General features: G+C 66.5%; 20 protein-coding genes. 8 read left to right on the forward strand and 12 right to left on the reverse strand.

The genetic code is table 11. The features are described 5' to 3' along the window. Positions 1–38: 38 nt before the first annotated feature. From accC to A6723_RS02405, 5 genes are all read right to left on the reverse strand, one after another. Entirely contained in the window at positions 39–1,388 is a 1,350-nt protein-coding gene (gene accC, locus A6723_RS02385; RefSeq protein WP_054906434.1) for an acetyl-CoA carboxylase biotin carboxylase subunit, read from the reverse strand. 17 nt (positions 1,389–1,405) lie between these two features. Next, on the reverse strand, positions 1,406–1,870 hold the full coding sequence (accB, locus tag A6723_RS02390) for an acetyl-CoA carboxylase biotin carboxyl carrier protein (protein ID WP_054906435.1): 465 nt from the start codon (positions 1,868–1,870) through the stop codon (positions 1,406–1,408). Positions 1,871–1,894: 24 nt separating this feature from the next. Then, a complete protein-coding gene (aroQ, locus tag A6723_RS02395) occupies positions 1,895–2,338 on the reverse strand; it encodes a type II 3-dehydroquinate dehydratase (protein WP_015479055.1) in 444 nt (147 codons plus the stop codon). A 150-nt stretch (positions 2,339–2,488) separates the two neighbouring features. Next, positions 2,489–4,342, reverse strand: coding sequence for a protein-disulfide reductase DsbD (locus tag A6723_RS02400; protein WP_054906436.1), 1,854 nt, complete (start codon positions 4,340–4,342; stop codon positions 2,489–2,491). 146 nt (positions 4,343–4,488) lie between these two features. After that, positions 4,489–5,397, reverse strand: a complete 909-nt coding sequence (locus A6723_RS02405) for a LysR family transcriptional regulator (RefSeq protein ID WP_054906437.1) — start codon at positions 5,395–5,397, stop codon at positions 4,489–4,491. Between the two features lie 115 nt (positions 5,398–5,512). Here A6723_RS02405 and A6723_RS02410 point away from each other — a divergent pair, with 115 nt between their 5' ends. Both A6723_RS02410 and speB read left to right on the forward strand, forming a co-directional pair. Next, positions 5,513–6,604: a polyamine ABC transporter substrate-binding protein gene (locus A6723_RS02410; RefSeq protein ID WP_054906523.1), complete on the forward strand. Its 1,092-nt coding sequence runs from the start codon at positions 5,513–5,515 to the stop codon at positions 6,602–6,604. Between the two features lie 148 nt (positions 6,605–6,752). Continuing rightward, the gene (gene speB, locus A6723_RS02415; protein WP_054906438.1) at positions 6,753–7,715 is read left to right on the forward strand and encodes an agmatinase; all 963 of its coding nucleotides are present in this window, start codon (positions 6,753–6,755) and stop codon (positions 7,713–7,715) included. A gap of 125 nt (positions 7,716–7,840) precedes the next feature. On the opposite strand, the gene A6723_RS02420 is transcribed toward speB, so the two are convergent. Continuing rightward, positions 7,841–9,808 (reverse strand): methyl-accepting chemotaxis protein, encoded by a 1,968-nt coding sequence (locus A6723_RS02420; RefSeq protein WP_054906439.1) that lies wholly within the window; start codon positions 9,806–9,808, stop codon positions 7,841–7,843. A gap of 132 nt (positions 9,809–9,940) precedes the next feature. After that, positions 9,941–11,551, reverse strand: coding sequence for a PleD family two-component system response regulator (locus tag A6723_RS02425; protein ID WP_054906440.1), 1,611 nt, complete (start codon positions 11,549–11,551; stop codon positions 9,941–9,943). A gap of 288 nt (positions 11,552–11,839) precedes the next feature. On the opposite strand from A6723_RS02425, the gene A6723_RS02430 reads away from it, so the two are divergent. The 4 genes from A6723_RS02430 to speA all read left to right on the forward strand — a co-directional run bounded on the left by A6723_RS02430 (position 11,840) and on the right by speA (position 16,313). Continuing rightward, positions 11,840–12,904: a DUF2333 family protein gene (locus A6723_RS02430; protein WP_024766968.1), complete on the forward strand. Its 1,065-nt coding sequence runs from the start codon at positions 11,840–11,842 to the stop codon at positions 12,902–12,904. 3 nt (positions 12,905–12,907) lie between these two features. Further along, positions 12,908–13,447: an NUDIX hydrolase gene (locus tag A6723_RS02435; protein WP_054906441.1), complete on the forward strand. Its 540-nt coding sequence runs from the start codon at positions 12,908–12,910 to the stop codon at positions 13,445–13,447. Positions 13,448–13,756: 309 nt separating this feature from the next. Continuing rightward, positions 13,757–14,128: a translation initiation factor Sui1 gene (locus tag A6723_RS02440; RefSeq protein WP_024766966.1), complete on the forward strand. Its 372-nt coding sequence runs from the start codon at positions 13,757–13,759 to the stop codon at positions 14,126–14,128. 271 nt (positions 14,129–14,399) lie between these two features. After that, positions 14,400–16,313, forward strand: coding sequence for an arginine decarboxylase (gene speA, locus A6723_RS02445; protein ID WP_054906442.1), 1,914 nt, complete (start codon positions 14,400–14,402; stop codon positions 16,311–16,313). Positions 16,314–16,595: 282 nt separating this feature from the next. Here speA and A6723_RS02450 read toward each other — a convergent pair whose 3' ends face one another. The 4 genes from A6723_RS02450 to A6723_RS02465 form a co-directional block, all read right to left on the reverse strand. Next, the gene (locus tag A6723_RS02450) at positions 16,596–17,297 is read right to left on the reverse strand and encodes an anaerobic ribonucleoside-triphosphate reductase activating protein (RefSeq protein ID WP_054906443.1); all 702 of its coding nucleotides are present in this window, start codon (positions 17,295–17,297) and stop codon (positions 16,596–16,598) included. Then, positions 17,294–17,440, reverse strand: coding sequence for an anaerobic ribonucleoside-triphosphate reductase (gene nrdD, locus A6723_RS02455; RefSeq protein WP_015479043.1), 147 nt, complete (start codon positions 17,438–17,440; stop codon positions 17,294–17,296). The genes A6723_RS02450 and nrdD overlap by 4 nt, the downstream gene beginning before the upstream one ends. Before the next feature lie 41 nt (positions 17,441–17,481). After that, positions 17,482–19,500 (reverse strand): ribonucleoside triphosphate reductase, encoded by a 2,019-nt coding sequence (locus A6723_RS02460; protein WP_054906444.1) that lies wholly within the window; start codon positions 19,498–19,500, stop codon positions 17,482–17,484. A 322-nt stretch (positions 19,501–19,822) separates the two neighbouring features. Next, positions 19,823–21,253 carry a PLP-dependent aminotransferase family protein gene (locus A6723_RS02465; RefSeq protein ID WP_054906445.1) on the reverse strand — a complete coding sequence of 477 codons (1,431 nt, stop codon included), beginning with the start codon at positions 21,251–21,253 and terminating at the stop codon, positions 19,823–19,825. 263 nt (positions 21,254–21,516) lie between these two features. Between A6723_RS02465 and cbpA the strand changes: the two genes are divergently transcribed. Together cbpA and A6723_RS02475 are read left to right on the forward strand one after the other, a co-directional pair. Further along, positions 21,517–22,485, forward strand: coding sequence for a curved DNA-binding protein (gene cbpA / locus A6723_RS02470; RefSeq protein ID WP_054906446.1), 969 nt, complete (start codon positions 21,517–21,519; stop codon positions 22,483–22,485). Next, positions 22,482–22,784: a chaperone modulator CbpM gene (locus A6723_RS02475; RefSeq protein ID WP_045216441.1), complete on the forward strand. Its 303-nt coding sequence runs from the start codon at positions 22,482–22,484 to the stop codon at positions 22,782–22,784. The genes cbpA and A6723_RS02475 overlap by 4 nt, the downstream gene beginning before the upstream one ends. A gap of 4 nt (positions 22,785–22,788) precedes the next feature. On the opposite strand, the gene A6723_RS02480 is transcribed toward A6723_RS02475, so the two are convergent. Further along, positions 22,789–23,538, reverse strand: a complete 750-nt coding sequence (locus A6723_RS02480; protein ID WP_054906447.1) for a hypothetical protein — start codon at positions 23,536–23,538, stop codon at positions 22,789–22,791. Positions 23,539–23,689 lie beyond the last annotated feature (151 nt).

Genomic DNA, 23,689 nt, shown 5'->3' on the forward strand with positions numbered 1-23,689 from the left:
GCCCTTGTGGTGGAGGCGAAGCAGCTTTCGACAGGCGCTTAGTGCTTGTCCATGCCCAGCTTCTTCTCCAGGTAGTGGATGTTCACGCCACCCTTGCAGAACTCTTTATCGCGGACCAACTCCTTGTGCAGCTCGGTGTTGGTCTTGATGCCATCGACGATCAGCTCGTCCAGCGCGTTGCGCATGCGCGCCATGGCTTCATCGCGGTCCTTGCCGTAGGTGATGATCTTGCCCACCAGCGAGTCGTAGTTCGGCGGTACTGCGTAGCCGCTGTACAGGTGCGAATCCACACGCACGCCATTGCCGCCCGGTGCGTGGAAGTGCTTCACCTTGCCGGGGCTTGGCATGAAGGTCTTCGGGTCTTCGGCGTTGATCCGGCATTCCAGCGCATGGCCACGGATGACCACGTCCTCCTGCTTGAACGACAGCTTGTTGCCCGAGGCGATGCTGAGCATCTCCTTGACGATGTCGATGCCGGTGACCATCTCCGACACCGGATGCTCCACCTGGACGCGGGTGTTCATCTCGATGAAGTAGAAGCGGCCGTTCTCGTAGAGGAACTCGAAGGTGCCGGCGCCACGGTAGCCGATTTCCACGCAGGCCTGGACGCAGCGGGCCAGCACTTCGGCGCGGGCCTTCTCGTCGATGCCCGGGGCTGGGGCTTCTTCCAGGACCTTCTGGTGACGACGCTGCAGGGAGCAGTCGCGGTCGCCCAGGTGGATGGCGTTGCCCTGGCCGTCGGAGAGGACCTGGACTTCCACGTGACGCGGGTTGGTCAGGAACTTCTCCAGGTAGACCATCGAGTTGCCGAAGGCCGCGCCCGCTTCGGTGCGGGTCAGCTTGGCGGACTTGATCAGGTCTTCCTCGTGGTGCACCACGCGCATGCCGCGACCACCACCGCCACCGGCGGCCTTGATGATCACCGGGTAACCCACTTCGCGGGCGATGGCCAGTGCGGTCTCTTCGTCTTCCGGCAGCGGGCCGTCGGAGCCCGGTACGGTCGGCACGCCGGCTTTCTTCATGGCGTCCTTGGCGGACACCTTGTCACCCATCAGGCGGATGACGTCGGCGCTCGGGCCGATGAAGGTGAAGCCGGAGCGTTCGACCTGCTCGGCGAAGTCGGCGTTCTCGGCGAGGAAGCCGTAGCCGGGGTGGATACCCACGGCGCCGGTGACCTCGGCCGCGGCGATGATCGCCGGGATGTGCAGGTAGGACTGCGCGGCCGGGGCCGGACCGATACAGACCGCTTCGTCGGCCAGCGACAGGTGCATCAGCTCACGGTCGGCGGTCGAGTGCACGGCCACTGTCTTGATGCCCAGCTCCTTGCACGCGCGCAGGATGCGCAGCGCAATTTCGCCGCGGTTGGCGATCAGTACTTTTTCCAACATCGCAGGCTCCCCGCGCTTTAAACGATGGTGAACAGGGGCTGGTCGAACTCGACCGGCTGACCGTTCTCCACGAGGATCTGACCGATCACGCCGCTGGTCTCGGCCTCGATGTGGTTCATCATCTTCATGGCTTCGACGATGCAGAGGATGTCGCCTTTCTTCACGCTCTGGCCGACTTCGACGAAGTTGGCGGAAGTCGGCGAGGCAGCGCGGTAGAAGGTGCCGACCATCGGCGAGCGCACGGCGCCGGCGAGGTTCTGCGCAGCCGGGGCGGCTTCAGCGGCCGGAGCGGCAGCAGCGACCGGAGCGGCGGCAGGCGCCGGGGCGGGGGCGTAGGCAGGAGCGGCGGCATAGATCGGCTGGGCGGCGGTCTTGCTGTGGCGGCTGATGCGTACGGACTCTTCGCCCTCTTTGATCTCCAGTTCGTCGATACCGGATTCTTCGAGCAGTTCGATCAGTTTCTTGACTTTACGGATGTCCATCAGTGTTCGCTCTCCCAGGTGAGGTCACGGGCGTTCAAGTTGTTCGAGGGCGGATTCCAGGGCCAGGCGGTAGCCTGTGGCTCCCAGACCGCAGATCACCCCTACCGCCACGTCGGAGAAGTAGGAGTGATGCCGGAAAGGTTCACGTTTGTGCACGTTGGAGAGGTGCACTTCGATGAATGGGATGCTCACTGCGAGCAATGCGTCACGTAGAGCGACACTTGTATGCGTAAAAGCGGCCGGATTGATCAGGATGAAGTCCACGCCTTCGTTGCGCGCGGCGTGGATCCGGTCGATCAGTTCGTACTCGGCGTTGCTCTGCAGGTGCATCAGGTGGTGGCCGGCCTCGCGGGCGCGGCGCTCCAGGTCCTGGTTGATCTGCTCAAGGGTGACGGAGCCGTACTTGTCGGGCTCGCGGGTGCCCAGCAGGTTGAGGTTGGGCCCGTGCAGTACCAGTAAGGTCGCCATCTGGATGCTGTAGTCCTTGTTCTTGGCGGGATAAAGATAGGGCGGGACTATGCCGGAAAGCCGGCGTGACTGTCCAGTCATGCGGGTTTTGCCGTAGATGTCAGCATGTTGCCAGCCGATTACGGCAAAACCGTTGCAGTCAAACGCTGCTCAGGAGCGCGTTCCCGCCTGTTTGAGACGGTCGGCGAGGGTGGCGGCATCGGTCTCGCCGATGATGCGCAGATCGCTCCATTCGTCGCCTTTTGGCGAGAAGAACAGCAGCGCGGGCGGGCCGAACAGGTTGTAGCGGTCGAGCAGGGCGCGCTGTTCTTCGGTGCTGGCGGTCATGTCGAAACGCAACAGGACGAAGCCGGGCAGCTGCGACTGGACCTCCGGCGCCGGCAGTACCTGGCGCTCGATGATCTTGCAGCTGATGCACCAGTCGGCGTACCAGTCCAGCAGTACCGGGCGGCCGGCGGACCGGGCACTGGCCAGGGCGGCATTGAGCTGCGCGGGGCTGGTGATGTTCTGCCAGTCGCCAGGCGTGGAACTGGGTGGGCCGGCATGGATGCGCTGACCGTTGCGGCCCAGCGGGTGCAGAGGGTCGGACTCACCGCGCAGGGCACCGGTCCAGGCGGCCACGGCGTAGACCAGCAGCATCAGGCCAAACAGTTGCCCAAGGCGCTGCAACGGCTTCTTCGGCCCCAGTTCGAGGGTGCCGATGGCCAGGGCGACGCCGCCGGCAAGGGTGCCCCAGAGCGTCAGCGCTACTGGGCCGGAGACCAGTCGTTCGAGCATCCAGATGGCCACTGCCAGCAGCATCACGCCGAAGACGTTGCGCACGCCGTTCATCCAGGCGCCGCTCTTGGGCAGCAGTGCCCCACCGCCGACGGCGAAGATCACCAGCGGCGTGCCCATGCCCAGGCCGAGGGAGAACAGCAGCAGGCCGCCGCCCACTGCATCACCGGTGCTGCTGATATAGAGCAGCAGGCCGGCCAGCGGAGCGGTGACGCAGGGCGATACGAGCAGGCTGGAGAGCACGCCGAGGGTCGCTGCGCCGGCGATGGAGCCGCCTCGGGTGTTGTTGGCCATGTTGTCCAGGCGTTCGCGCAGGAAGCCCGGCAGGCGCATTTCGAACACGCCGAACATGGCGACGGCGAAGACCACGAAGAACGCCGCGAAGGGAATCAGCACCCAGGGCGACTGCAGCATCGCCTGCAGGTTGAGCTTGGCGCCGAACAGGCCCATCAGCGTGCCGAGCACCGCGTAGCAGGCGGCCATCGGCAGCACGTAGGCCAGCGACAGTGCCAGGCCGCGCATGCCACCCGGACGGCCGCGCAGGACCACGCCGGAGAGGATCGGCAGCATCGGCAGCACGCAGGGGGTAAAGGTCAGCGCCAGGCCCAGCAGGAAGAAGATCACCAGCGCGCGGCCGAGTTTCTTGATCTTGCCCGGCTCGTGGTCGCCCAGCAGGCTGGCCAGCGGGTTGCCCGCGCTGGAGGCGGACTGGGCGGCGGCAGAGGGCGCGGCGCCGGCCACGACGCTGGCGGCCTGGCCGTCGGCGATCTGCAGGCGGGTGGTTTCCGGCGCGTAGCACAGGCCCTTGTCGGCGCAGCCCTGGTAGTTGACGACCAGAGTGAAGGGTTTGTGCTGCGGGTTGACCAGCGGCACGTCGATATCGGTGATGGCGTAGTAGACGACGGTGTCGCCGAAATAATCGTCGTGGTGCTGCTTGCCCGGCGGCAGCTTCACTTCGCCGACGCTCACGCCGCTGTCGGCGGGCTCGACCTTGAAGCTGAACCGGTGCTGGTACAGGTAGTAGCCGTCGGCGTTGATGAAGCGCAGTTTCACCTGCTGGCTGTCGCTGTCCTCGACGCTGACGCGGAAGGCCTCGGCCACCGGCAGGAAGTCGCCCTTGGTCGGTTGCCCGACGGCGAAGCCGCCCTTGTCGGCGGGTTTGTCGAACAGGCCGGCGGAGGCGGGCAGGGCGACGAGGAGCAGGAGCAGGGTAAGCAGGCGGCGCATGGACATCTCGCGGACTACAGGGGTGGCGGGCATGATAGCGGAAAGCTTCCGGCGCAGCCCGAGGCGATGCCCGACGAGCTGTCACAAGAAGTGATCGGCCGCTTGGGACTGCGCCAGAGCGGTCGGGTTCCCCTGCTGCTCCTGCGTCAATCTGCCGCGTGCTGACCGAAGGCTGCCAGCAGGTCGCTGACGAAAGCCTGTTCGGCGTCGCCGGGATGGCGACCGCGATGTCGCGTCAGGCTGAAGGCTACGTCGAAACCCAACTCGCCGGGCAGCAGTTCACGCAATTGGCCGCGTTCGATCCAGGGCTGGGCGACGTGCCGGGGCAGATAGCCGATGTGCGCGCCGGAGAGGATGAAGGCCAGGCTGCCGTCCACCTGCTCGCAGCGTGCGCTGCTGCGGCTGGTCTGCAACGGTTCGTCGGCGGCGATGAAGCGGTAGGGGTGCAGCACCTGATCGGCGTCCGCGAGGGAATCACGGGTCGGCTTCCTTTCCTTGAAGGCCGGGTGGCCGGTGCCGCAGTACAGCCCCTGCGGTTCAATGAACAAGGTGCGGTGCTGCAACGCGGCCTGGGTTCCGGCGAAGTAGCCGACCGCCAGGTGCAGCCGGTCCTGCAGGAGCAGGCGTTCCAGTTCGGCGGGCGTGGCGGTGAGCAGGTCGAGGGTGACCGCCTCGTTGCGCTGGCGGAAGCGCCGGATGGCCTCGGACAGCCGCGCCAGCACGCTCTCTTCGAGGCTTTCCGACAGGCCGATGCGCACCTCGCCGAGCAGTTTGTCGGCCACCCCGCGCGCCTCGTCGCGGAAGTCCTCGATGGACAGGAACAGCCGCCGCGTCGCCTGCAACAGGTGCTCACCCTTGGGCGTCAGGCGGAAGCCGCCCTTGCCGCGTTCGCACAGGCGGTAGCCCAGGCGCGTCTCCAGCTTGGCCATCTGGATGCTGATGCTTGGCTGGCTCAGCCCCAGCTCGCCCTGTGCGGCGCTGAAGCCGCCGCATTCGACCACGGTGACGAACAGACGCAGCAACTGCAGGTCGAGATCGCGCAATTGGCTGAGCATGGTCGTCTCCAAACATTGTTCTGATGAAATGCCAAAGTAATTAACTTTGTATTTTTGCAAAGTAAAGCCCAGCCCATGCTCGCCCCATAACCACAACAACTCCGAGGCGATGATCATGCGTGTGTTCTTCCGGGCGACTCTCGCGGCGCTGGCCGTGGCGCTGGCTGTGCCCCTGCAGGCGCAGGAGCGGGTGCTCAACCTGTACAACTGGGCGGATTATGTCGGCGCGGATGCGCTGCAACGCTTCCAGAAGGAAACCGGCATCCGCGTCAAATACGACACCTTCGACAGCGCCGAGGTGCTCGACAGCAAGCTGATGACCGGCCGCAGCGGCTATGACGTCGTCTTCCCGGCCAGCAGCGGGCTGGCCCGCGCCATCCAGGCCAAGGCCGTGCAGCCGGTGGACGATGGGCAGCTGAAGAACTTCGCCAACCTCGATCCGGAACTGCTGGCGAAACTCGCAACCATCGATCCGGGCAACCGCTTCGGCGTGCCCTACACCTGGGGCACTGTGGGCCTGGCGATCAACAAGGACGCGGTGCTCAAGCGCATTCCCGATGCGCCGCTGGATAGCCTCGACCTGCTGTTCAAGCCCGAGTACGCCAGCCGCCTGGCTGACTGCGGCATCTCGCTGATCGATTCGCCCCAGGAAGTCATCAGCGTGGCGCTGAACTACCTGGGCAAGTCGCCCTACAGCACCGAGCCGGCCGACCTTGCCCAGGTGCGCGAGTTGCTGGCCAAGCTGCAACCCAACGTTCGCTACATCGCCAGCGGCAAGCACATCAATGACCTGGCCAACGGTTCGCTGTGCGTCGCGCTGACCTACACCGGCGACGCGCTGATGGGCGCCGCGCAAGCGAAGCAGGCGAACAAGACGTTCGAGGTGATCTACCGGATACCCAAGGAGGGCACGCTGATCTGGTTCGACACCATGGCCATCCCGGTGGACGCCCCCCACCCGCAGGAAGCCCGCGCCTTCATCGACTTCATGCTGCGCCCGGAGTCCATCGCCGAGCTGACCAACACCCTGTATTTCGCCAACGCCAACCAGAAGGCCACGCCGCTGCTCAACGCTGACGTGGCAGGCGACCCGGACATCTACCCGCCGGCGGCGATGCGCCAGAAGTTGTTCGGCGAGCAATTGCTGACGCTCAAGCAACAGCGCGACCGCACGCGGCTGTGGTCGGCGTTCCGCACCCGTAGCTGACCTGGAACCTTTCGTAGGGTGCATAACGCGCCAGCGTTATCCGCCGAGCCGAAACAGGGCTGGCGCATAACCTGTTCCAGGTTATGCGCCCTACGTTGTGGACCGTCCCCGAACACCGTGACCCACCGATAACCAAGATGAGGAAGCCATGGATCTCGCTAACGACAACGACCAGGCCATCACCCGCAACAGCCTTTACGGCACCGCTGCCGAATCCACTTATGCCGGCATTACCAGCTTCATGCGCCGCCGCTACAGCCGCGACCTGCGCGGCGTTGACCTGGTGGTCAGCGGTGTGCCGTTCGACACCGCCACCACCAACCGCCCCGGCAGCCGCTTCGGCCCGCGCGCGATTCGTGCCGCCTCGGTGCAGATGGCGTGGGCCCGGCACTTCCCCTGGGAGTTCGACCCCTTCGACCACCTGGCGGTGATCGACTACGGCGACTGCTCCTTCGACCACGGCGTGCCGCAGGAAACCCCGGAAGTCATCGAAGCCCACGCCGCGCGCATCCTCGATGCCGGTTGCGCGCTGCTGACCCTGGGCGGCGACCACTTCATCAGCTACCCGCTGCTCAAGGCCCACGCGAAGAAGCACGGCCCGCTGTCGCTGATCCACTTCGACGCGCACAGCGACACCTGGCCCGACGAGGACTGCCAGCGCATCGACCACGGCACCATGTTCTACCACGCGGCCCGCGAGGGACTGGTCGACCCGTCGCGCTCGGTGCAGGTCGGGCTGCGCACCACCAACGACGACGTGATGGGCTTCCAGGTGCTGGACGCCCGCGAAGTCCATCGCAACTCGCCGCAAGCCATCGCCGAGCGCATCCGTGCGCGGGTCGGCGACAACCCGGTGTACCTGACCTTCGACATCGACTGCCTTGACCCGGCTTTCGCCCCGGGCACCGGCACACCGGTGTGCGGCGGGCTGAGCTCGCACCAGGCGCTGGAAATCCTCCGCGCATTGCGTGGCATCAACCTGGTGGGGATGGATGTGGTGGAAGTCGCGCCGCCCTACGATAGCGCCGAGATCACCGCCCTGGCCGGCGCGACCCTGGCGATGGAGATGGTTTGCCTGTACGCGGCACGGCACAAGCTGGGCGAGCGTTGACAGCCCGCGTCCGCAATCACGGGGAAACCCGGACGTAGGATGGCGTGGAGCGCAGCGATACCCATCGATCCTGCCCAGCAGCATGGGTATCGCTGCGCTCCACCCATCCTACGGGTGCCTTTGTTTCAGACCCGGAATGCTCGAACTGCCGTATGCAATGCCCCGCCCAGTTCCTGCAACTGCTCGCCCTGGCTACGCCCCTGGCCGATCAGGCGCAGGTTCTGGCTGCCCAGTTCGTGGATGCGTTCGCTGTGCGAGCGAATCTCGCTGACCGCGCCGCTCTGTTGCGCGGAGCTTTCGGCAATGCGTTCGGCCATGCTGGCGATGGTACGGATGGCGCCGACCACTTCGTCCAGCGCGCCCTCGGCGGCGCCGGCCTGGTTGGCGGTGATTTCCGCGTGCTCGACCTGGCTGCGCATTGCGTCCACTGATTGCCGCGCGGCCTGTTGCAGGCGTTTGGTGAGCTGCTGGATTTCCTCGGTAGCGCCGGCGGTGCGCAAGGCCAACGAGCGCACTTCCTCGGCCACCACGGCGAACCCGCGGCCTTGTTCACCGGCGCGCGCGGCCTCGATGGCGGCGTTGAGCGCCAGCAGGTTGGTTTGTTCGGCGATGGAGCGGATCACCCCCAGCACATTGCCGATGGTGGCCGATTCTTCCGCCAGGTTCTCGATGGCCTGGGCGTTGCTCTGCACTTCGTCCACCAGCGCGCGCATGCCATTGAGGCTGTTGCCGATGACCTGCTGCCCCTGTTCGACGGCCGTGCCGGCGGCATGGCTGGCCGAGGCCGCCTGGCTGGCGTCGCCGGCCACCTGCTGGATGGCCGCTTCCATGTTGCCCAGCGCGTCGCGGATTTCCCCGGTATCGCTGGCCTGGCGCTCGGCCCCGGCGTGCAGGCCGCCGCTGAGTTCGGCCAGGGCGCGGCTGCTGCCGGCCACTTCCTCGGCGCGCTGGTGGATGGTGCCGACGAGCGTGCCGAGAAAGTCGCGCAGGCGGTTCAGCGATTCCTGCAGTTCCACCAGGTCGCGGGTGCGGGTGTTCAGCGCGATGGGCGTGGCGAAGTCCCCGCGCGCCCAGGTCGAGAGCGCCGGGACCAACTGACCGAGTACGCGCGCCAGACGGCGTTGCAGGGTGTCGATGAGCAGCGCGGTGGCGAGGATCAGGGCGATCAGTGCGCCCTGGATGACGCGTACCTGTGCCTGGATCTTCGAGCGCTCCTCGCGCACCTGCGGCTCCAGCGTCGCCAGGGCCTGCTGCACGGCGCCCAGGCGCTGGGCGGTGGCACTGGCCAGCTCCTGGCGCTGGGCGACCAGTTGGCGGGTGCGGTCCAGTTCGTCGGGGTAGCGACGCAAAACACTGGCAAGGTCGCGCTTGAGGGTGATGCCGCGATCCTCACTCTGCGCCTCGGCTGCCGGCAGGGAGTCCAGGCCCATCATCGCGGCGAAGTCGTCGGAGGCGGAGGCCTGCTGCTCCAGCACGCCGAGCAGCGGCAGGGCGTCGATGCGCTCGGCCAGCTGGCGCAGGGTTTCCAGCTCGCGCTGGATATCCTCGGCCAGCGCCGGGTTGCCGCTTTCCACCAGCTTGGCGCGGGCGTGGGCCAGGCGCGTCAGGTGCAGGCCGGCCTGCAGCAGCGGGGTGCGGTACTCGGCGGCGGCAGGGTTCTGGCTGGCGTCGGCGTAAGCGCCGAGCTGGTCCAGTGCGGCCAGCAGGTCACGCTCGGCCTGCAGCAGCAGCCCCTGCGGATCACCCGCCAGCTTGCCGGCGGCGAGCAACTGGTTGCCGCTGAACTGGTGCAGTTCGTCGAGACTCTGGCCGAGCAATTGGCTGAGGCTGTCCGGCAGTTGCGGCAGCTCCGCGGCCAGTTCGTCCAATGCCTGCTGCGCGGCTTTCTGCTTGAGTGCGTCGCCGCTGGCGAGGTAGGCCTGGATGTTCTGCGCCACCTTGCGCTCGAAGCCCTGGGAGAGTTCCAGGTAGCGGTCCATCAGCGTGAAGGGGCGCTCCAGCGCGCGTTGCGACCACCAAAGGGTGGCGCCCAGCGCGAGGCACACGAGCAGGAGCAGAAAAGTGTTGAGGTTGGTGAGCAGCTTGAGGCGCATGGCAGGTCTCGACCGACAGCGAAAAAACGGCGAGCCCTGAACCTATTGCAGTTTGGTTACTGGCTGATGACACGGTGCCAGCATTTGGTCGGAAAATGGCGCGGCAGAGCGTCGCGCTGCCACTGCTGGGTGTTACTTGAAGACCTCGACGCGATTGCGGCCACCGTGCTTGGCGGTGTACAGCGCCTCGTCGGCCTGCTTGGCGAGGGTCTTGATGTCCATCTCCTCGCCGAGCTCGGCGATGCCGCAGCTGAAGGTGCAGGAGAGGTCATGGGGCTGCGCCGGATAGTGGATCTCGGAGAAGCGCTGGCGGATTTCCTCCAGCACCTTGCGCGCCGACTCGGCGTCGGTGTCCGGCAGCACTACGGCGAATTCCTCGCCGCCGTAGCGGCCGATGTGATCGGTCTTGCGCAGGCGCTGCTTGAGGAACAGCGCCAGGCTCTTGATCACCCGGTCGCCCATGGGATGGCCGTAGGTGTCGTTGACTCGCTTGAAGTGGTCGATATCGAGCATCGCGAAGGTCAGCGGGCGCTCGTCGCGGCGTGCGCGGAAACGGGCGTCATCCAGCAGTTGCAGGGTATGGGTGTGGTTGTACAGGCCGGTCAGGCTGTCGCGCACCATCCGCGCCTTGAGGCTGCGCGCGCGGGCGGCGCGGTTGCGCACGGTGGCGATCAGGTGGCGCGGCTTGATCGGCTTGGTGAGGAAGTCGTCGCCGCCTTCGCTCATGGCGTCCAGCTGCTTGTCCAGGTCGTCCTCGGCGGACAGGTAGATGATCGGCACGCTGACATAGCGCTCGTGCTGGCGGATCACCTTGGCCAGCTCGGTGCCCAGGCACTCGGGCATGTACATGTCGAGGATGATCAGGTCCGGCTGGAATTCGGCCAGCTCGGCCATCACCGACAGCGGCGCGGTAAGGGCGCGGGTAACGATGCCGGCGCTGTTGAGGACCATCTCGGTATGCGCGGCCTGGGCGCGGGAATCGTCGACGATCAGCACGCGGAACGGCTCGTAGTGCGCCACGCGGGTCAGCGTCTCGATCTTCTCCAGCAGGCCGGAAGCGTCCAGGGCGCCGCTGAAGAAGTCCTGGCCACCGGCGCGGGCGGCAGCCAGGCGGGTCGGAGTGTCGGTTTCCTCATGGCTGAAGAACAGCACCGGCAGCTTCTGCTTGAGGCCGGCCTGGGCTTCGTCGGCCAGGGCCAGGCCCTGGCCGTTGGCAAAGTCGATTTCCATGACAATGGCTGCCGGATGGCGGTCGGCCATGGCGGCACGGAAGGCGTTGGCATGCTCGCAGGGCTGCGCGGCCATGCCGAAGAATTCCAGCTGCTGGGCCAGGCGCTCGGCGCGCTCAAGGTCCTGCAGGGCGAGGTAGACCGGCTTGCGCAGCGGCGGCAGGTGGGTGTGCTCGAACTGGTCGCCATGGCGCAGGCCGGTGCGCGACAGGCGCTGCATCAGCCGGTTGAGCTCGGTGATCAGCTCGCTGGACAGGCGTCCGCGGTTGTCGTGCACGGCGCGCAGGCACTGGTCGATGGCCTTGGCGAGGTCGGCGTGCTCGGCCTGCTCGAAGCGTTCGGCATAGCGCTGCAGGCGCAGGCAGGCCTCGGCCAGCTCGGCCATTCCGGCGCTGTTCCACTCCGAGCGCGACAGGCGCTGCCAGACCTCCAGCAGGTGGCGGGCCTGGTGGATCACCCGCTGGGCGAAGTGATGCTTGAGGCGGTCGAGGGATGGATCGTCGAGCTCGGTCATCGCGCGCTTCTTTATAGGGCCGTACCGGCGGCCTGCGGGGCGAATATGTTTCCGCCGTGATACACACTGATGGCCCTATGCTACCAATCCTTGATGGCAATAACAGTGCCTTCGGTCAAACATCTCAAGCTTTGTAATTCGCACCATTACCTAGCACCATGCGCAGGGTAGGCTGCGCTGGCCTGCCCGCGTGCGGCATGCTTGCGCAGCGAGGCCTAAAATCGCGGCACCCTGGGGCCGGTTGTGGGTCCAAGCTATCTTCGAATTCGGGACATCAAGGAACTTGCCATGTGGAACTGGAAGAAACGCGGCTCCGTGCGTGATCGCGTGGATGACACGGTAGACAATGCACGCGCCTACTTCGGCGGCCCCTGGCTGGGTCGCGTACTGGGCGGCCTGCTGGGTGCCTACCTGGTGGTCTGCGGGGTGATCGGCTGGTACTGGAGCCAGGAACCGGACCTGTTCCCCGTGCAGCAGAACGCCCAGGCCGCCGCCGAGCGCGCCGGCCGGCAGATGGTGGTGGGCTACACCACGGTGGAAACCCTCAAGGAAGTAGTCGCCACCATCCTCAACAAGCCGGGCGGCTACCTGTCCAACGACATCTTCCCGCCGGGCGTCTGGCTGGACAACATGCCCAGCTGGGAATACGGCGCCCTGGTCCAGGTGCGCGACCTGTCCCGCGCGCTGCGCAAGGACTTCGCCCGCTCCCAGTCGCAGTCCACCGAGGACGCCGACCTGGCGCGCGCCGAGCCGCGCTTCAACTTCGACAACAAGAGCTGGGCGCTGCCGTCCTCGGAGTCCGAGTACGCCGAAGGCATCAAGTCCCTGGACCGCTACCTCGGCCGCCTGTCCGCCGATCCGGCCGGCGCGCAGTTCTACGCCCGCGCCGACAGCCTGAACAACTGGCTGGGTGACGTCTCCACCCGCCTGGGCTCGCTGTCCCAGCGCCTCTCGGCCAGCGTTGGCCGGGTCAAGCTGAACACCAACATCACGCCGATGCAGCCGGTCGCGCCCGGCCAGGCGCCGCAGGTCGAGGAAGTGGTCCAGGAAACCCCCTGGATGCAGATCGACAATGTGTTCTACGAAGCCCGTGGCCAGGCCTGGGCGCTGTCGCACATCCTGCGTGCCATCGAGGTGGACTTCGCCGACGTGCTGGCGAAGAAGAACGCCACCGTCAGCGTGCGCCAGATCATCCGCGAGCTGGAGGCCGCCGAGGCGCCGCTGTGGAGCCCGATGGTCCTCAACGGCAGCGGCTTCGGCGTGCTGGCCAACCACTCGCTGGTGATGGCCAACTACATCTCCCGCGCCAACGCCGCGATCATCGACCTGCGCCAACTGCTGGCCCAGGGCTGATCGATGGAAGGCATCAGCCGCAAGGAGGCCGCCCACCGGGCGGCCTCGGACGCCGAGAAGATCGCCTGGGTCGACGATGACGACCAGTTGCTGGGCAGCCTGCCGCGCGCCGAATTGCGCGCGCGCGGGCTGATCGGCCGGGGCACCTTCATTCTGCTGTTCAACTCTGCCGGCGAGCTGTGCGTGCACCGCCGTACCCTGAGCAAGGCGGTCTACCCCGGCTACTGGGACCCGGCTGCCGGCGGCATGGTCCAGGCCGACGAAAGCTACGCCGAGTCCGCCGCCCGCGAGCTGGAAGAAGAGCTGGGCATCGCCGGCGTCGAGTTGCGCCCGCACGGCACGTTCTTCTTCGACCAGCCGGACAATCGCCTGTGGTGCGCGGTGTTCTCCGCCGTTTCCGACGCGACGCTGACATTGCAGCCCGAGGAAGTGCTGGAAGCGAAATTCATTGACCCGCACCAGGCGCTGGCCGAGGCCAAGGCGGGCACACCTTATTGCCCGGATTCGCTGGCGGCGTTGCGCAAGTACCTGGTCAGCTTCTGACGTCGGGTTGCTTTTCGTAGGAGCGAACCTGCTCGCGAACTGAGCCCCGCTGCGGGGTTTGTTCGCGAGCAGGCTCGCTCCTACCGGCACCCCAAGACTCCGGTTGGGTTGGCCATGTCGCCAAACCACCGATCAATGACGCATTTTCGCTCTTAGCATTTGCCTCCAATGCTGCTAAATTGCGCGACCTTTCCGGCAGGGTCCTCCGCCGGGAATTGCGCAGCCCCTGCCTGAGTGGGGCGTCGCGGTCGGCACCCGCCGGCCATTCGTTGACCTGGCCCGAAGAGGCCAATCCTGGGGAAACGCCCGGTGGTCAAGAAAGCATCCTCCCTGTCCGCCCTCGGCGGGCTCGTCTACTCCACTGATTCCGGCCGGCACTGCCCGGACTGCAATCAGCCCGTTGGCGCGTGCATCTGCAAGCAGGCCGAGATTCCGGCCGGCGATGGCATCGCTCGCGTGCGTCGTGAAACCAAGGGCCGCGGTGGCAAGACCGTGACCACGGTGACCGGCGTGCCGCTGGCGGCCGATGCCCTGAAAGACCTGGCGACCGCGCTGAAGAAGCGCTGCGGCACGGGTGGCGCGCTGAAGGACGGCATCATCGAAATCCAGGGCGACCACGTCGACCTGCTGCTCGAAGAGCTGACCAAACGCGGCCTCAAGGCGAAGAAATCCGGCGGCTGAGCCGTCTCTCCCGAACGATTCTCCTCTGCAGAGAAGGGGTTCCAGGCGATGTGCGTTGGTGCATTGCCGACAAGCCCTTTCCCTAGATGGGAGATTTATCGGCGCGCCCTGGGCGTGTCGTCGGATTTTCCTAAACTTACCGCCAACCCTGACGGTCAACACGGCAACGTCACGAGGCCCGGCTAGGTTTACACCACCAGGCTTTGACGACTCACCCGCACGCCGGGCGGGCGCCTGCACACATTCGCGCAAATTGAGGAGACCACCCCGCATGGCCGCTAGACGGACCCGCAAAGACGACGGCAGCAACTGGACCGTGGCAGACAGCCGCAGCATCTACGGAATTCGCCACTGGGGCGCTGGCTACTACGCCATCAACGACGCCGGTAACGTGGAAGTTCGCCCGCAGGGCGCCGATGCCCAGCCGATCGATCTGCACGGGCTGGTCGAGCAGCTGCGCGAGGCCGGCCTGTCGCTGCCGCTGCTGGTGCGTTTCCCGGACATCCTGCAGGACCGCGTGCGCAAGCTCACCGGTGCCTTCGATGCCAATATCGCGCGTCTGGAATACACCAGCCGCTACACCGCGCTGTACCCGATCAAGGTGAACCAGCAGGAAGCGGTGGTGGAAAGCATCATCGCCACGCAGAACGTCTCCATCGGCCTGGAGGCCGGCTCCAAGCCCGAGCTGATGGCCGTGCTGGCGCTGGCGCCCAAGGGCGGCACCATCGTCTGCAATGGCTACAAGGACCGCGAGTTCATCAAGCTGGCGCTGATGGGGCAGAAGCTCGGCCACAACGTGTTCATCGTGATCGAGAAGGAATCCGAGGTGCAGCTGGTGATCGAGGAAGCCGCCGTCATCGGCGTGCTGCCCCAGGTCGGCCTGCGCGTGCGCCTGTCCTCGCTGGCATCCTCCAAGTGGGCCGATACCGGTGGCGAGAAGGCCAAGTTCGGCCTGTCCGCCGCGCAGCTGCTGTCGGTGGTCGAGCGCTTCCGCGCTGCCGGCCTGGACCAGGGCGTGCGCCTGCTGCACTTCCACATGGGTTCGCAGATCGCCAACCTGGCCGACTACCAGCACGGCTTCAAGGAAGCGATCCGCTACTACGGCGAACTGCGTGCCCTCGGCCTGCCGGTGGACCACGTGGACGTCGGCGGCGGCCTGGGCGTGGACTACGACGGCACCCACTCGCGCAACGCCAGCTCGATCAACTACGACATCGACGACTACGCCGGTGTGGTGGTGGGCATGCTCAAGGAGTTCTGCGACGCGCAAGGTCTGCCGCACCCGCACATCTTCTCGGAGAGCGGCCGCGCGCTGACCGCGCACCACGCAGTGCTGATCACCCAGGTCACCGACGTCGAGCGCCATAACGACGAAGTGCCGAAGATCACCGACCTCGCCGAACAGCCGGAGATTGTCCAGTGGCTGGCCGACCTGCTCGGCCCGACCGATGCCGAGATGGTCACCGAGACCTACTGGCGCGCCACCCACTACATGAGCGACGCCGCCGCGCAGTACGCCGAGGGCAAGATCAACCTCGCGCAGAAGGCCCTGGCCGAGCAGTGCTACTTCGCCATCTGCCGTCGCCTGCACAACCAGCTCAAGGCCCGCCAGCGTTCGCACCGCCAGGTGCTGGATGAGCTCAACGACAAGCTCGCCGACAAGTACATCTGCAACTTCTCGGTGTTCCAGAGCCTGCCCGACACCTGGGCCATCGGCCAGGTGCTGCCGATCCTGCCGATCCACCGCCTGGGCGAAGAGCCGGACCGCCGCGCCGTCCTGCAGGACCTGACCTGCGACTCCGACGGCAAGATCACCCAGTACGTCGACGAGCAGAGCATCGAGACCAGCATGCCGGTGCACGACGTGAAGGAAGGCGAGGACTACCTGATCGGCACCTTCCTGGTCGGCGCCTACCAGGAAATCCTCGGCGACATGCACAACCTGTTCGGCGACACCGATTCGGTGAACGTCTACCAGAACGCCGACGGCAGCTACTACCACGCTGGCATCGAGACCCACGACACCATCGAGGACATGCTGCGCTACGTGCACCTGTCGCCCGAGGAACTGATGACCCACTACCGCGACAAGGTCGCCGGGGCCAAGCTCACTGCGCGCGAGCGCACGCAGTTCCTGGACTCCCTGCGCCTGGGGCTGACCCGCTCGGCCTATCTGTCGTCCTGATTTATTGGCGGTACGCGTAAGCAAAAGCCCCGCTTCGGCGGGGCTTTTCTTTGCCTGCGAATTACTAACGCCGCAGGTCCGTTGTAGGAGCGAGCTTGCTCGCGAACCGACGTCCGCAGCGGGGGGCGTTCGCGAGCAAGAACTGGGCGTCCCCCTCGTTCCTACAGAAATTCTGCGCCGCTGCGGGATATTGGCGTTCGGGTTTGCCCTCACCCTCAGTGGGAGAGGGCTGGGGTGAGGGGGAAGTGCTCGCCTGGAACTCCCGGGAATTGACCGTGGTTCCTAGCTGTCCTGGCGCAACTCGAAGTGCGGGAAAAGCGCTTCCAGTTCCCGCCAGAAATCCTCGGCCCCGTGGGGCGCAGGAGTGGCAAGCAACTGTGGATCGAACTGCCGCCCGTTGCGGGCCAGTTGCACCACGAAGTTTTCCACACCCATTCCGCGCAGGCGCAGGGCCAGGCGCCGGAGTTTATCCAGATCGAACAACTGCCAATGCACGGTTGTCCGGCATTCGTGGTTCACGCCGCTTTCCAGCAACAGTTCCAGGCTGCGCCAGTGGGCCAGCCCGCTGCGCTTCACGCCGGTGATGGCGTCGATGTCTGCGGACAGTCCCTTTACGTCGAACCCGACCCAGTCCGCATGGGGCAGTGCACGAGCAAACGACTCCGGACGGATACCGGCGCTGTGCAGGCCGACGCGAAAGCCCATCTCGCGGACGTTCGCCATGGCACCGGGCAGGGCGTTCTGCAGCGTCGCTTCGCCGCCGCTGAAGACCACGCCTTGCAGCAGCCCCTGGCGACGGCGGAGGAAGGCGAGGATGTCGTCCCAACAGATTTCCTCCTCGCCGCGCGGCGCAATCAGCTCCGGGTTGTGGCAGTACCGGCAGCGCCACGCGCAGCCCTGGCAGAACAGTACGCAGGCGAGCAGGCCGGGATAGTCGAGGGTGGTCAGGGGCACCAGGCCCCCGACCCTGAGCGTGGCACTCATCGCGTCTCGCGGAAGTGGCGGCGTTCGCGGTGCTCGGATTGCTTGCCGGCGTTGAAGGCCGTCACCGGGCGGTGATAGCCCATCACGCGGGTCCACACCTCGCAGCGCTGGCGCTGGCTTTCGGGCAATTGGTTCGCGGTCATCGGTAGTGCTCCTTTTTGCGGGGATGAAAGTGAACGGAGGATCAGCCGCCACAGCAACTCTTGGGCGCGGCTTTCTGCAGCGCGGCTTCGTCGCACTTCGGGCAGAACTCATGTTCGCCGGCGAGGTAGCCGTGCACGGGGCAGATGGAGAAGGTCGGGGTTACCGTCAGATAGGGCAGGCGGAAGCGCCCGAGGGCGGTGCGCACCAGCGTCTTGCAGGCCTCGGCGCTGGAGATGCGCTCGGCCATGTACAGGTGCAATACGGTGCCGCCGGTGTACTTGCACTGCAGGGCGTCCTGCAGCTCCAGCGCCTCGAACGGATCGTCGGTGAGGCCCACCGGCAACTGCGAGGAGTTGGTGTAGTAGGGCGCGTCCGGCGTGCCGGCCTGGAGGATGTCGGCGTGGCGCTTCTGGTCCTCGCGGGCGAAGCGGTAGGTGGTGCCTTCGGCCGGGGTGGCTTCGAGGTTGTAGAGGTGGCCGCTGTCTTCCTGGAAGCGCACCAGCCGCGCCCGTACATGGTCCAGCAGCTCCAGCGCGATCTTCCGGCCGGCCTCGGTGTGCAGGCCTTCGCGGTCATCGGTGAAGTTGCGCACCATCTCGTGCAGGCCGTTCACGCCGATGGTGGAGAAGTGATTGCGCAGGGTGCCGAGGTAACGTTTGGTGTACGGGTAGAGCCCGGCATCCATGTGCTGCTGGATGACCTTGCGCTTCATTTCGAGGCTGTCGAAGGCCAGCTCCAGCAGGTAGTCCAGCTGGCGGTGGAGCCCGGCCAGATCGCCGCGATGGCGGTAGCCCAGGCGCGCGCAGTTGAGGGTCACCACGCCCAGCGAACCGGTCTGCTCCGCCGAGCCGAACAGCCCGTTGCCGCGCTTGAGCAGCTCGCGCACGTCCAGTTGCAGGCGGCAGCACATGGAGCGCACCTGGTTGGGCTGCATGTCCGAATTGAGGAAGTTCTGGAAGTACGGCAGGCCGTAGCGCGCAGTCATCTCGAAGAGGCGCGTGGCGTTGTCGCTGTCCCAGGGGAAGTCGTGGGTGATGTTGTAGGTCGGGATCGGGAAGGTGAACACCCGGCCATGGGCGTCGCCGGCCTGCATCACTTCGATGTAGGCGCGGTTGATCAGGTCCATCTCGGCCTGCAGGTCGCCGTAGGCGAACGGCATCTCCACGCCGCCGACGTAGGGAATCTGCTCGCGCAGGTCCTCCGGGCAGACCCAGTCGAAGGTCAGGTTGGTGAAGGGCGTCTGGGTGCCCCAGCGCGACGGCACGTTGAGGTTGTAGATGAACTCCTGCAGCGCCTGGCGCACCTGTTGATAACTCAGGCCGTCCTTGCGCACGTAGGGCGCGAGGTAGGTGTCGAAGGAGCTGAAGGCCTGGGCGCCGGCCCACTCGTTCTGCAGCGTGCCGAGGAAGTTGACCATCTGCCCCAGCGCACTGGAGAGGTGTTTCGGCGGCCCGGCCTCGACCCGCCCCGGTACACCGTTCAGGCCTTCGCTGAGCAGGGTGCGCAGCGACCAACCGGCGCAGTAGCCGGCGAGCATGTCGAGATCGTGGATGTGCAGGTCCGCCTCGCGGTGGGCGACGGCGATGGCTTCGCTGTACACCTCGTCCAGCCAGTAGTTGGCGGTGACCTTGCCGGACACGTTGAGGATCAGCCCGCCCAGGGAGTAACCCTGGTTGGCGTTGGCGCGCACCCGCCAGTCTTCGCGCGACAGGTATTCGTTCATCGAGGCGGCGACGTCCACCAGCGTCTTGCGCTCGCGGCGCAGGCGGCCGTGGCGTTCGCGGTAGACGATGTAGGCGCGCGCGGTGGGGTAGTGGCCGGCTTCCATCAGGGCGCGCTCGACCACGTCCTGCACCTGTTCCACGTCGAGATCATTCTGTGCCGGCAGGCGCGCCAGCACGCGGCGCGTCAGCTCCTGCGCGTGGGGCGCGGAGAATTCGCCGCTGGCCTCGCCGGCGGCGGCAATGGCGCGTTCGATCTTGCTCGGGTCGAAGTCAGCTTCGCTGCCGTTGCGCTTGCGCAGGCTGGCGGGAAGGGGAGCGGTCCGTGTCAGGGGCATTGGCTGTATTCCACAACATGCTGTGTCTCGATTTATTCAAGACAACAAGATGTTGTGGGAATCTAACGATATTGCCCGTAGGAAAATTGACCTCGGTCAACGTCGCCTGTCAGTCAATTTTTGCCATCGGAGGTATTGACCGTCGCTCGGCGCGACTCCGCCCGGCAAGTGCGCCAGTTGCTCTGTGACAGATGTCAGGGCTGGCTCCAGGCGGTCTGCGGTCGGTTCGCGAGCAAGCTCGCTCCTACAGCCCGGGCCGACCTGCTCCACGTAGGAGCGAGCTTGCTCGCGAACGGGAATGCGCGCCGAACGCGGAGCGCCTTCAGTCCAGCAACGGCGCCAATCGCTCTGCCAGGCGACCGGCGAGCTTCTCGTCGGTGACGTTGGTGAAGCTCATGAGCAGAGCCGGCTCGCGCCTGGCCTCCACGCACCAGGCGTTCAGCGCTTGCAAACCGAGGCCATCCGCGTGGGCGCGGCGGGCGACGGCGAGGTCATCCTGTTCCAACGCGCCGATCAGGTGCAGGCCACCGGGTGTTTCGGCGAAGCGCAGGCGCTCGCCGAGGCGGTCTTCCAGCGCGCTGCGCAACCATTGGCGGCGCTGGGCGTAAAGCGTGCGGGTGCGCTTGAGGTGACGGGCGAAATGGCCTTCCTGCATGAAGTCGCAGAGGGTCGCCTGGAGCAGTTCGGCGCAGCCCGAGGTGAATACCTGCTGGGCGCGCACGAAGTCTTCCACCAGCTCCGCCGGTACCACGAGATAGCCCAGGCGCAGCGCCGGGTAGAGCACCTTGCTGAAGGTGCCGGTGTAGAGCACGCGGCCGGCGCGGTCGAGGCTTTTCAGTGCCGGCAGGGGGAAGCCGGCGTAGCGGTATTCGCTGTCGTAGTCGTCCTCGACGATCCAGGCGCCGCTGCTCGCCGCCCAGTCCAGCAGGGCCAGGCGCCGCGGCAGGCTGAGGGCGACGCCGGTGGGGCTTTGCTGCGACGGCGTGATCAGGGCGAAGCGCGCATCCGGCGCGCGGGCAATGCCGTCCTCCACGCGCAGGCCGTCTGCATCCACCGAGACCGGCACCGGCACGCCGCCGGCACGGCGCAGCAGCTCGCGCCCGCGCGGGTAGCCGGGGTCCTCGTGCCAGAAGCGCTGGCCGGGCTCCAGCAAGGTTCGGCTGATCAGGTCCAGCGCACCCTGGTAACCCGCGCAGATGAATACCTGTGCCGGGTCGCAGGCGATGCCGCGGGAGATGCCCAGGTAGCCCGCCACCGCCTCGCGCAGTGGGCCGTAGCCGCAGGGTTCCGGATACGCCAGCATCGATGCGCTCTGCTGGCGCAGACGGCGTGCGCACAGGCGCGACCAGAGCGCGCGGGGGAAGGCGTCCAGCGCCGGCACGCCGAGCTGGAACGGCCGCAGGGCTGGGCCGTGGGCGATCAGACCGGGCAGACTGCGCTCCACGGTCGCCGGGGCGATGGCCACGGGTGGTGCGCTTTCCGTGCGGCCGGCGAGTTGCGGGGAGACCACCGTGCCGGCCGGACCGCGCGCCAGCAGGTAGCCCTCGCTGGTCAGCAACTGGTAGGCGAGCTCCACCGTGCCGCGCGCCACGCCCAGTTCGCCGGCCAGCCCGCGTACCGGCGGCACGCGCTCGCCCGGTCGCAGTGCGCCACGGGTAATGGCGTCGCGAATGCGCTCATAGAGCTGCCGATAGATCGGTAGCTCATGGCTGGGGTCCAGCGGCTGGCGGAACGAATCGGTGGGCGCGCTCATGGCCTGGAAGGTTCGTCAGGAAGTGGGGAAGGTGACTATGCCATGACCGGTATCAAGTCGTCCCGGCAGACCCGATGCAGGATCAGCGTCTAGGCTTGCAGGCAGTGTTGAAAAGCGGGCGCGACGCCTCCATCTGGTAGGTCAGAACCCGCTTTTTCCACCTGTTCGCCTCGCAGTGCGCGCAGCGGCTTCGGCTGCCCGCGCGAATCCCCCGTGTCCCAGGCGCCGACAGGTCCAACGCATGTGAGGAGTGACCGCTACCGATGGAATTCAAGGACTATTACGCGGCGCTCGGGGTTGAACCCGACGCCGACGAGAAGGCGATCAAGACCGCCTACCGCAAGCTCGCGCGCAAGTACCATCCGGACGTCAGCAAGGAGCCGGACGCCGAGACGCACTTCAAGGAGGTCTCCGAGGCCTACGAAGTGCTGAAGAGCCCGGAAAAGCGCGCCGAGTACGACGAACTGCGCCGCTACGGCCCGCAGGGGCCGCAATTCGAGGCGCCACCCGGCTGGCAGCCGCGTGGCGGCTTCGATGGCCCGCCGCCAGGGCACGAGCAGGACTTCAGCGACTTCTTCGAGCAGATCTTCGGCGGCCGCGCAGGCGGCGCCCAAGGCGGTTTCGGTGGCGCTCGCCAACCGCGTCAGCACCGTGGCCAGGACATCGAGATGGAAGTGCCGCTGTTCCTCGAGGAGACCCTGTCCGGCGAGAGCCGGCCAATCAGCTTCAGCCTGCCCAGCTATGACGAGTACGGTCGCAAGCTGCCACCGCAGAACAAGACGCTGAGCGTGAAGATCCCCGTGGGCACCGCCGACGGCGAACGCATCCGCCTCAAGGGGCAGGGCGCGCCAGGCATCAACGGCGGGCCGGCGGGCGACCTGTACCTGGTGATTCGCCTCGTACCGCACCCGGTGTTCGACGTCGATGGCCGCGACCTCATCGTCACCGTCCCGGTGGCGCCCTGGGAAGCGGCGCTCGGCGCCAAGGTGGAAGTGCCCACCCTCGGCGGCCGGATCAACCTCGGCATCCCGGCCAACAGCCAGGCCGGCCAGCGCCTGCGCATCAAGGGCAAGGGCCTGCCGAACAAGGGCGATGCCGCCGCCGGTGATCTCTACGCCGTGCTCAAGGTGGTGATGCCGAAAACGGCGGACGAAGCGACCCGTAAACTCTGGGAAGAACTGGCTGCCAAGGCGGCCTTCGACCCCCGTGCCGAATGGGGTAAACGCGCATGACGACGACAGTGATGGTGGTGGACCTCGACGAGCTCTGCCAGTCGGTGAACCTCCCCCGCGACGTGCTCGTCGAGATCGTCGAGGTGGGCATTGTGGAGCCGCGCGAACAACGCGCCGGGCATTGGCTCTTCGATTACCAGGCAGTCAGCGTGGTGCGCCGTGCCGTGCGCCTGCGCCGCGAGTTCGAACTGGACTGGCCGGGCATCGCTCTGGCGCTGCGCCTGCTGGACGAGGTGGACGAACTGCGCGCGGAAAACCGTTACCTGCGCCAGCGCCTCGCGCGCCTGCTGGAGGACTAGGCCGCTATTGCGATGCCGCTGCCGTGGCGGCATCCAGCGGGATGAACTGCACCAGGCCGATGATCGGCGCGGCGAGGATGCCTTGCACATAGTTGATGCCGCTGCGCCGCAGGCTTTCATTGGTCATCTGTGCCAGCAGCTCCAGGCGGCCCATCATGCGGCCGAGCTCGCGCTCGAAGGACAGGTTGCGCCCCTTTTCGCTGATCTCGTTCGATAGCAGCAGGGGCTGCCCCTGGTCGTCTTCGCGGCTGGCCAGCAACCAGGCGGCCACCTCGATGTTCCAGGCGGCATTGGCGGTCTTCTGCGAATCCAGCCCGCTGAGCAGGTGCTGGGTCGTGGTGCCGCCGTAGAGTTCCATCAGCATGCTGCCCAGCCCGTAGATAAGGGTGCCGGCGCGGTCACCCGCGAAGCTGGCGTCGAAAGCCAGGGGTAGCACGGCGACGGATTTCTGCTCGTTCAGCCCGGCCAGTGGCCTGTTCCCGCTGATGGCGTCCATCACCGCCTTGTGTGCCTCGTCGCGGCTGGCGGCGCCGGTCTTCCTCCATTCCCGTGGGTTGCGCTTGTAGAGCTTGTCCAATAGCAGCGACAGGCTTTCCAGGTTGTCACGCATGGCCAGGTTGGCGGCCCGGTTGGCGTCGCTCTGCAGTAACTGGCCGGAGCTGAAATCCTCGCCGCGGACGTCTTTGTCCACCGGCGCAGAGCTGCAGGCAGCGAGCAGGGCGAAGACACTGAGGGCGATGAGGCGCAGCGACATGATCGGTCAAGGCATGGGAATCGGCCTTGAACCATGGCGCGCGGGGCAGGGGGCAGCCAGTTGAAATGGCTGTTATCGGGGCCTCGCCTGGAAGCCTGCGACCGGTTGCACAGATTGGCGGGAGAGGGCGCCGGCAGGAGCCGGCGCCGTG

Source organism: Pseudomonas sp. AU11447 (assembly GCF_001672555.2).
GTDB lineage: Bacteria > Pseudomonadota > Gammaproteobacteria > Pseudomonadales > Pseudomonadaceae > Pseudomonas > Pseudomonas nitroreducens.

Bases quoted from the DNA above. Each gene is read 5' to 3' on its own strand.
- accC (WP_054906434.1), bottom strand. From the start codon at position 1,388: ATGTTGGAAAAAGTACTGATCGCCAACCGCGGCGAAATTGCGCTGCGC.
- accB (WP_054906435.1), bottom strand. From the start codon at position 1,870: ATGGACATCCGTAAAGTCAAGAAACTGATCGAACTGCTCGAAGAATCC.
- aroQ (WP_015479055.1), bottom strand. From the start codon at position 2,338: ATGGCGACCTTACTGGTACTGCACGGGCCCAACCTCAACCTGCTGGGC.
- A6723_RS02400 (WP_054906436.1), bottom strand. From the start codon at position 4,342: ATGCGCCGCCTGCTTACCCTGCTCCTGCTCCTCGTCGCCCTGCCCGCC.
- A6723_RS02405 (WP_054906437.1), bottom strand. From the start codon at position 5,397: ATGCTCAGCCAATTGCGCGATCTCGACCTGCAGTTGCTGCGTCTGTTC.
- A6723_RS02410 (WP_054906523.1), top strand. From the start codon at position 5,513: ATGCGTGTGTTCTTCCGGGCGACTCTCGCGGCGCTGGCCGTGGCGCTG.
- speB (WP_054906438.1), top strand. From the start codon at position 6,753: ATGGATCTCGCTAACGACAACGACCAGGCCATCACCCGCAACAGCCTT.
- A6723_RS02420 (WP_054906439.1), bottom strand. From the start codon at position 9,808: ATGCGCCTCAAGCTGCTCACCAACCTCAACACTTTTCTGCTCCTGCTC.
- A6723_RS02425 (WP_054906440.1), bottom strand. From the start codon at position 11,551: ATGACCGAGCTCGACGATCCATCCCTCGACCGCCTCAAGCATCACTTC.
- A6723_RS02430 (WP_024766968.1), top strand. From the start codon at position 11,840: ATGTGGAACTGGAAGAAACGCGGCTCCGTGCGTGATCGCGTGGATGAC.
- A6723_RS02435 (WP_054906441.1), top strand. From the start codon at position 12,908: ATGGAAGGCATCAGCCGCAAGGAGGCCGCCCACCGGGCGGCCTCGGAC.
- speA (WP_054906442.1), top strand. From the start codon at position 14,400: ATGGCCGCTAGACGGACCCGCAAAGACGACGGCAGCAACTGGACCGTG.
- A6723_RS02450 (WP_054906443.1), bottom strand. From the start codon at position 17,297: ATGAGTGCCACGCTCAGGGTCGGGGGCCTGGTGCCCCTGACCACCCTC.
- nrdD (WP_015479043.1), bottom strand. From the start codon at position 17,440: ATGACCGCGAACCAATTGCCCGAAAGCCAGCGCCAGCGCTGCGAGGTG.
- A6723_RS02460 (WP_054906444.1), bottom strand. From the start codon at position 19,500: ATGCCCCTGACACGGACCGCTCCCCTTCCCGCCAGCCTGCGCAAGCGC.
- A6723_RS02465 (WP_054906445.1), bottom strand. From the start codon at position 21,253: ATGAGCGCGCCCACCGATTCGTTCCGCCAGCCGCTGGACCCCAGCCAT.
- cbpA (WP_054906446.1), top strand. From the start codon at position 21,517: ATGGAATTCAAGGACTATTACGCGGCGCTCGGGGTTGAACCCGACGCC.
- A6723_RS02475 (WP_045216441.1), top strand. From the start codon at position 22,482: ATGACGACGACAGTGATGGTGGTGGACCTCGACGAGCTCTGCCAGTCG.
- A6723_RS02480 (WP_054906447.1), bottom strand. From the start codon at position 23,538: ATGTCGCTGCGCCTCATCGCCCTCAGTGTCTTCGCCCTGCTCGCTGCC.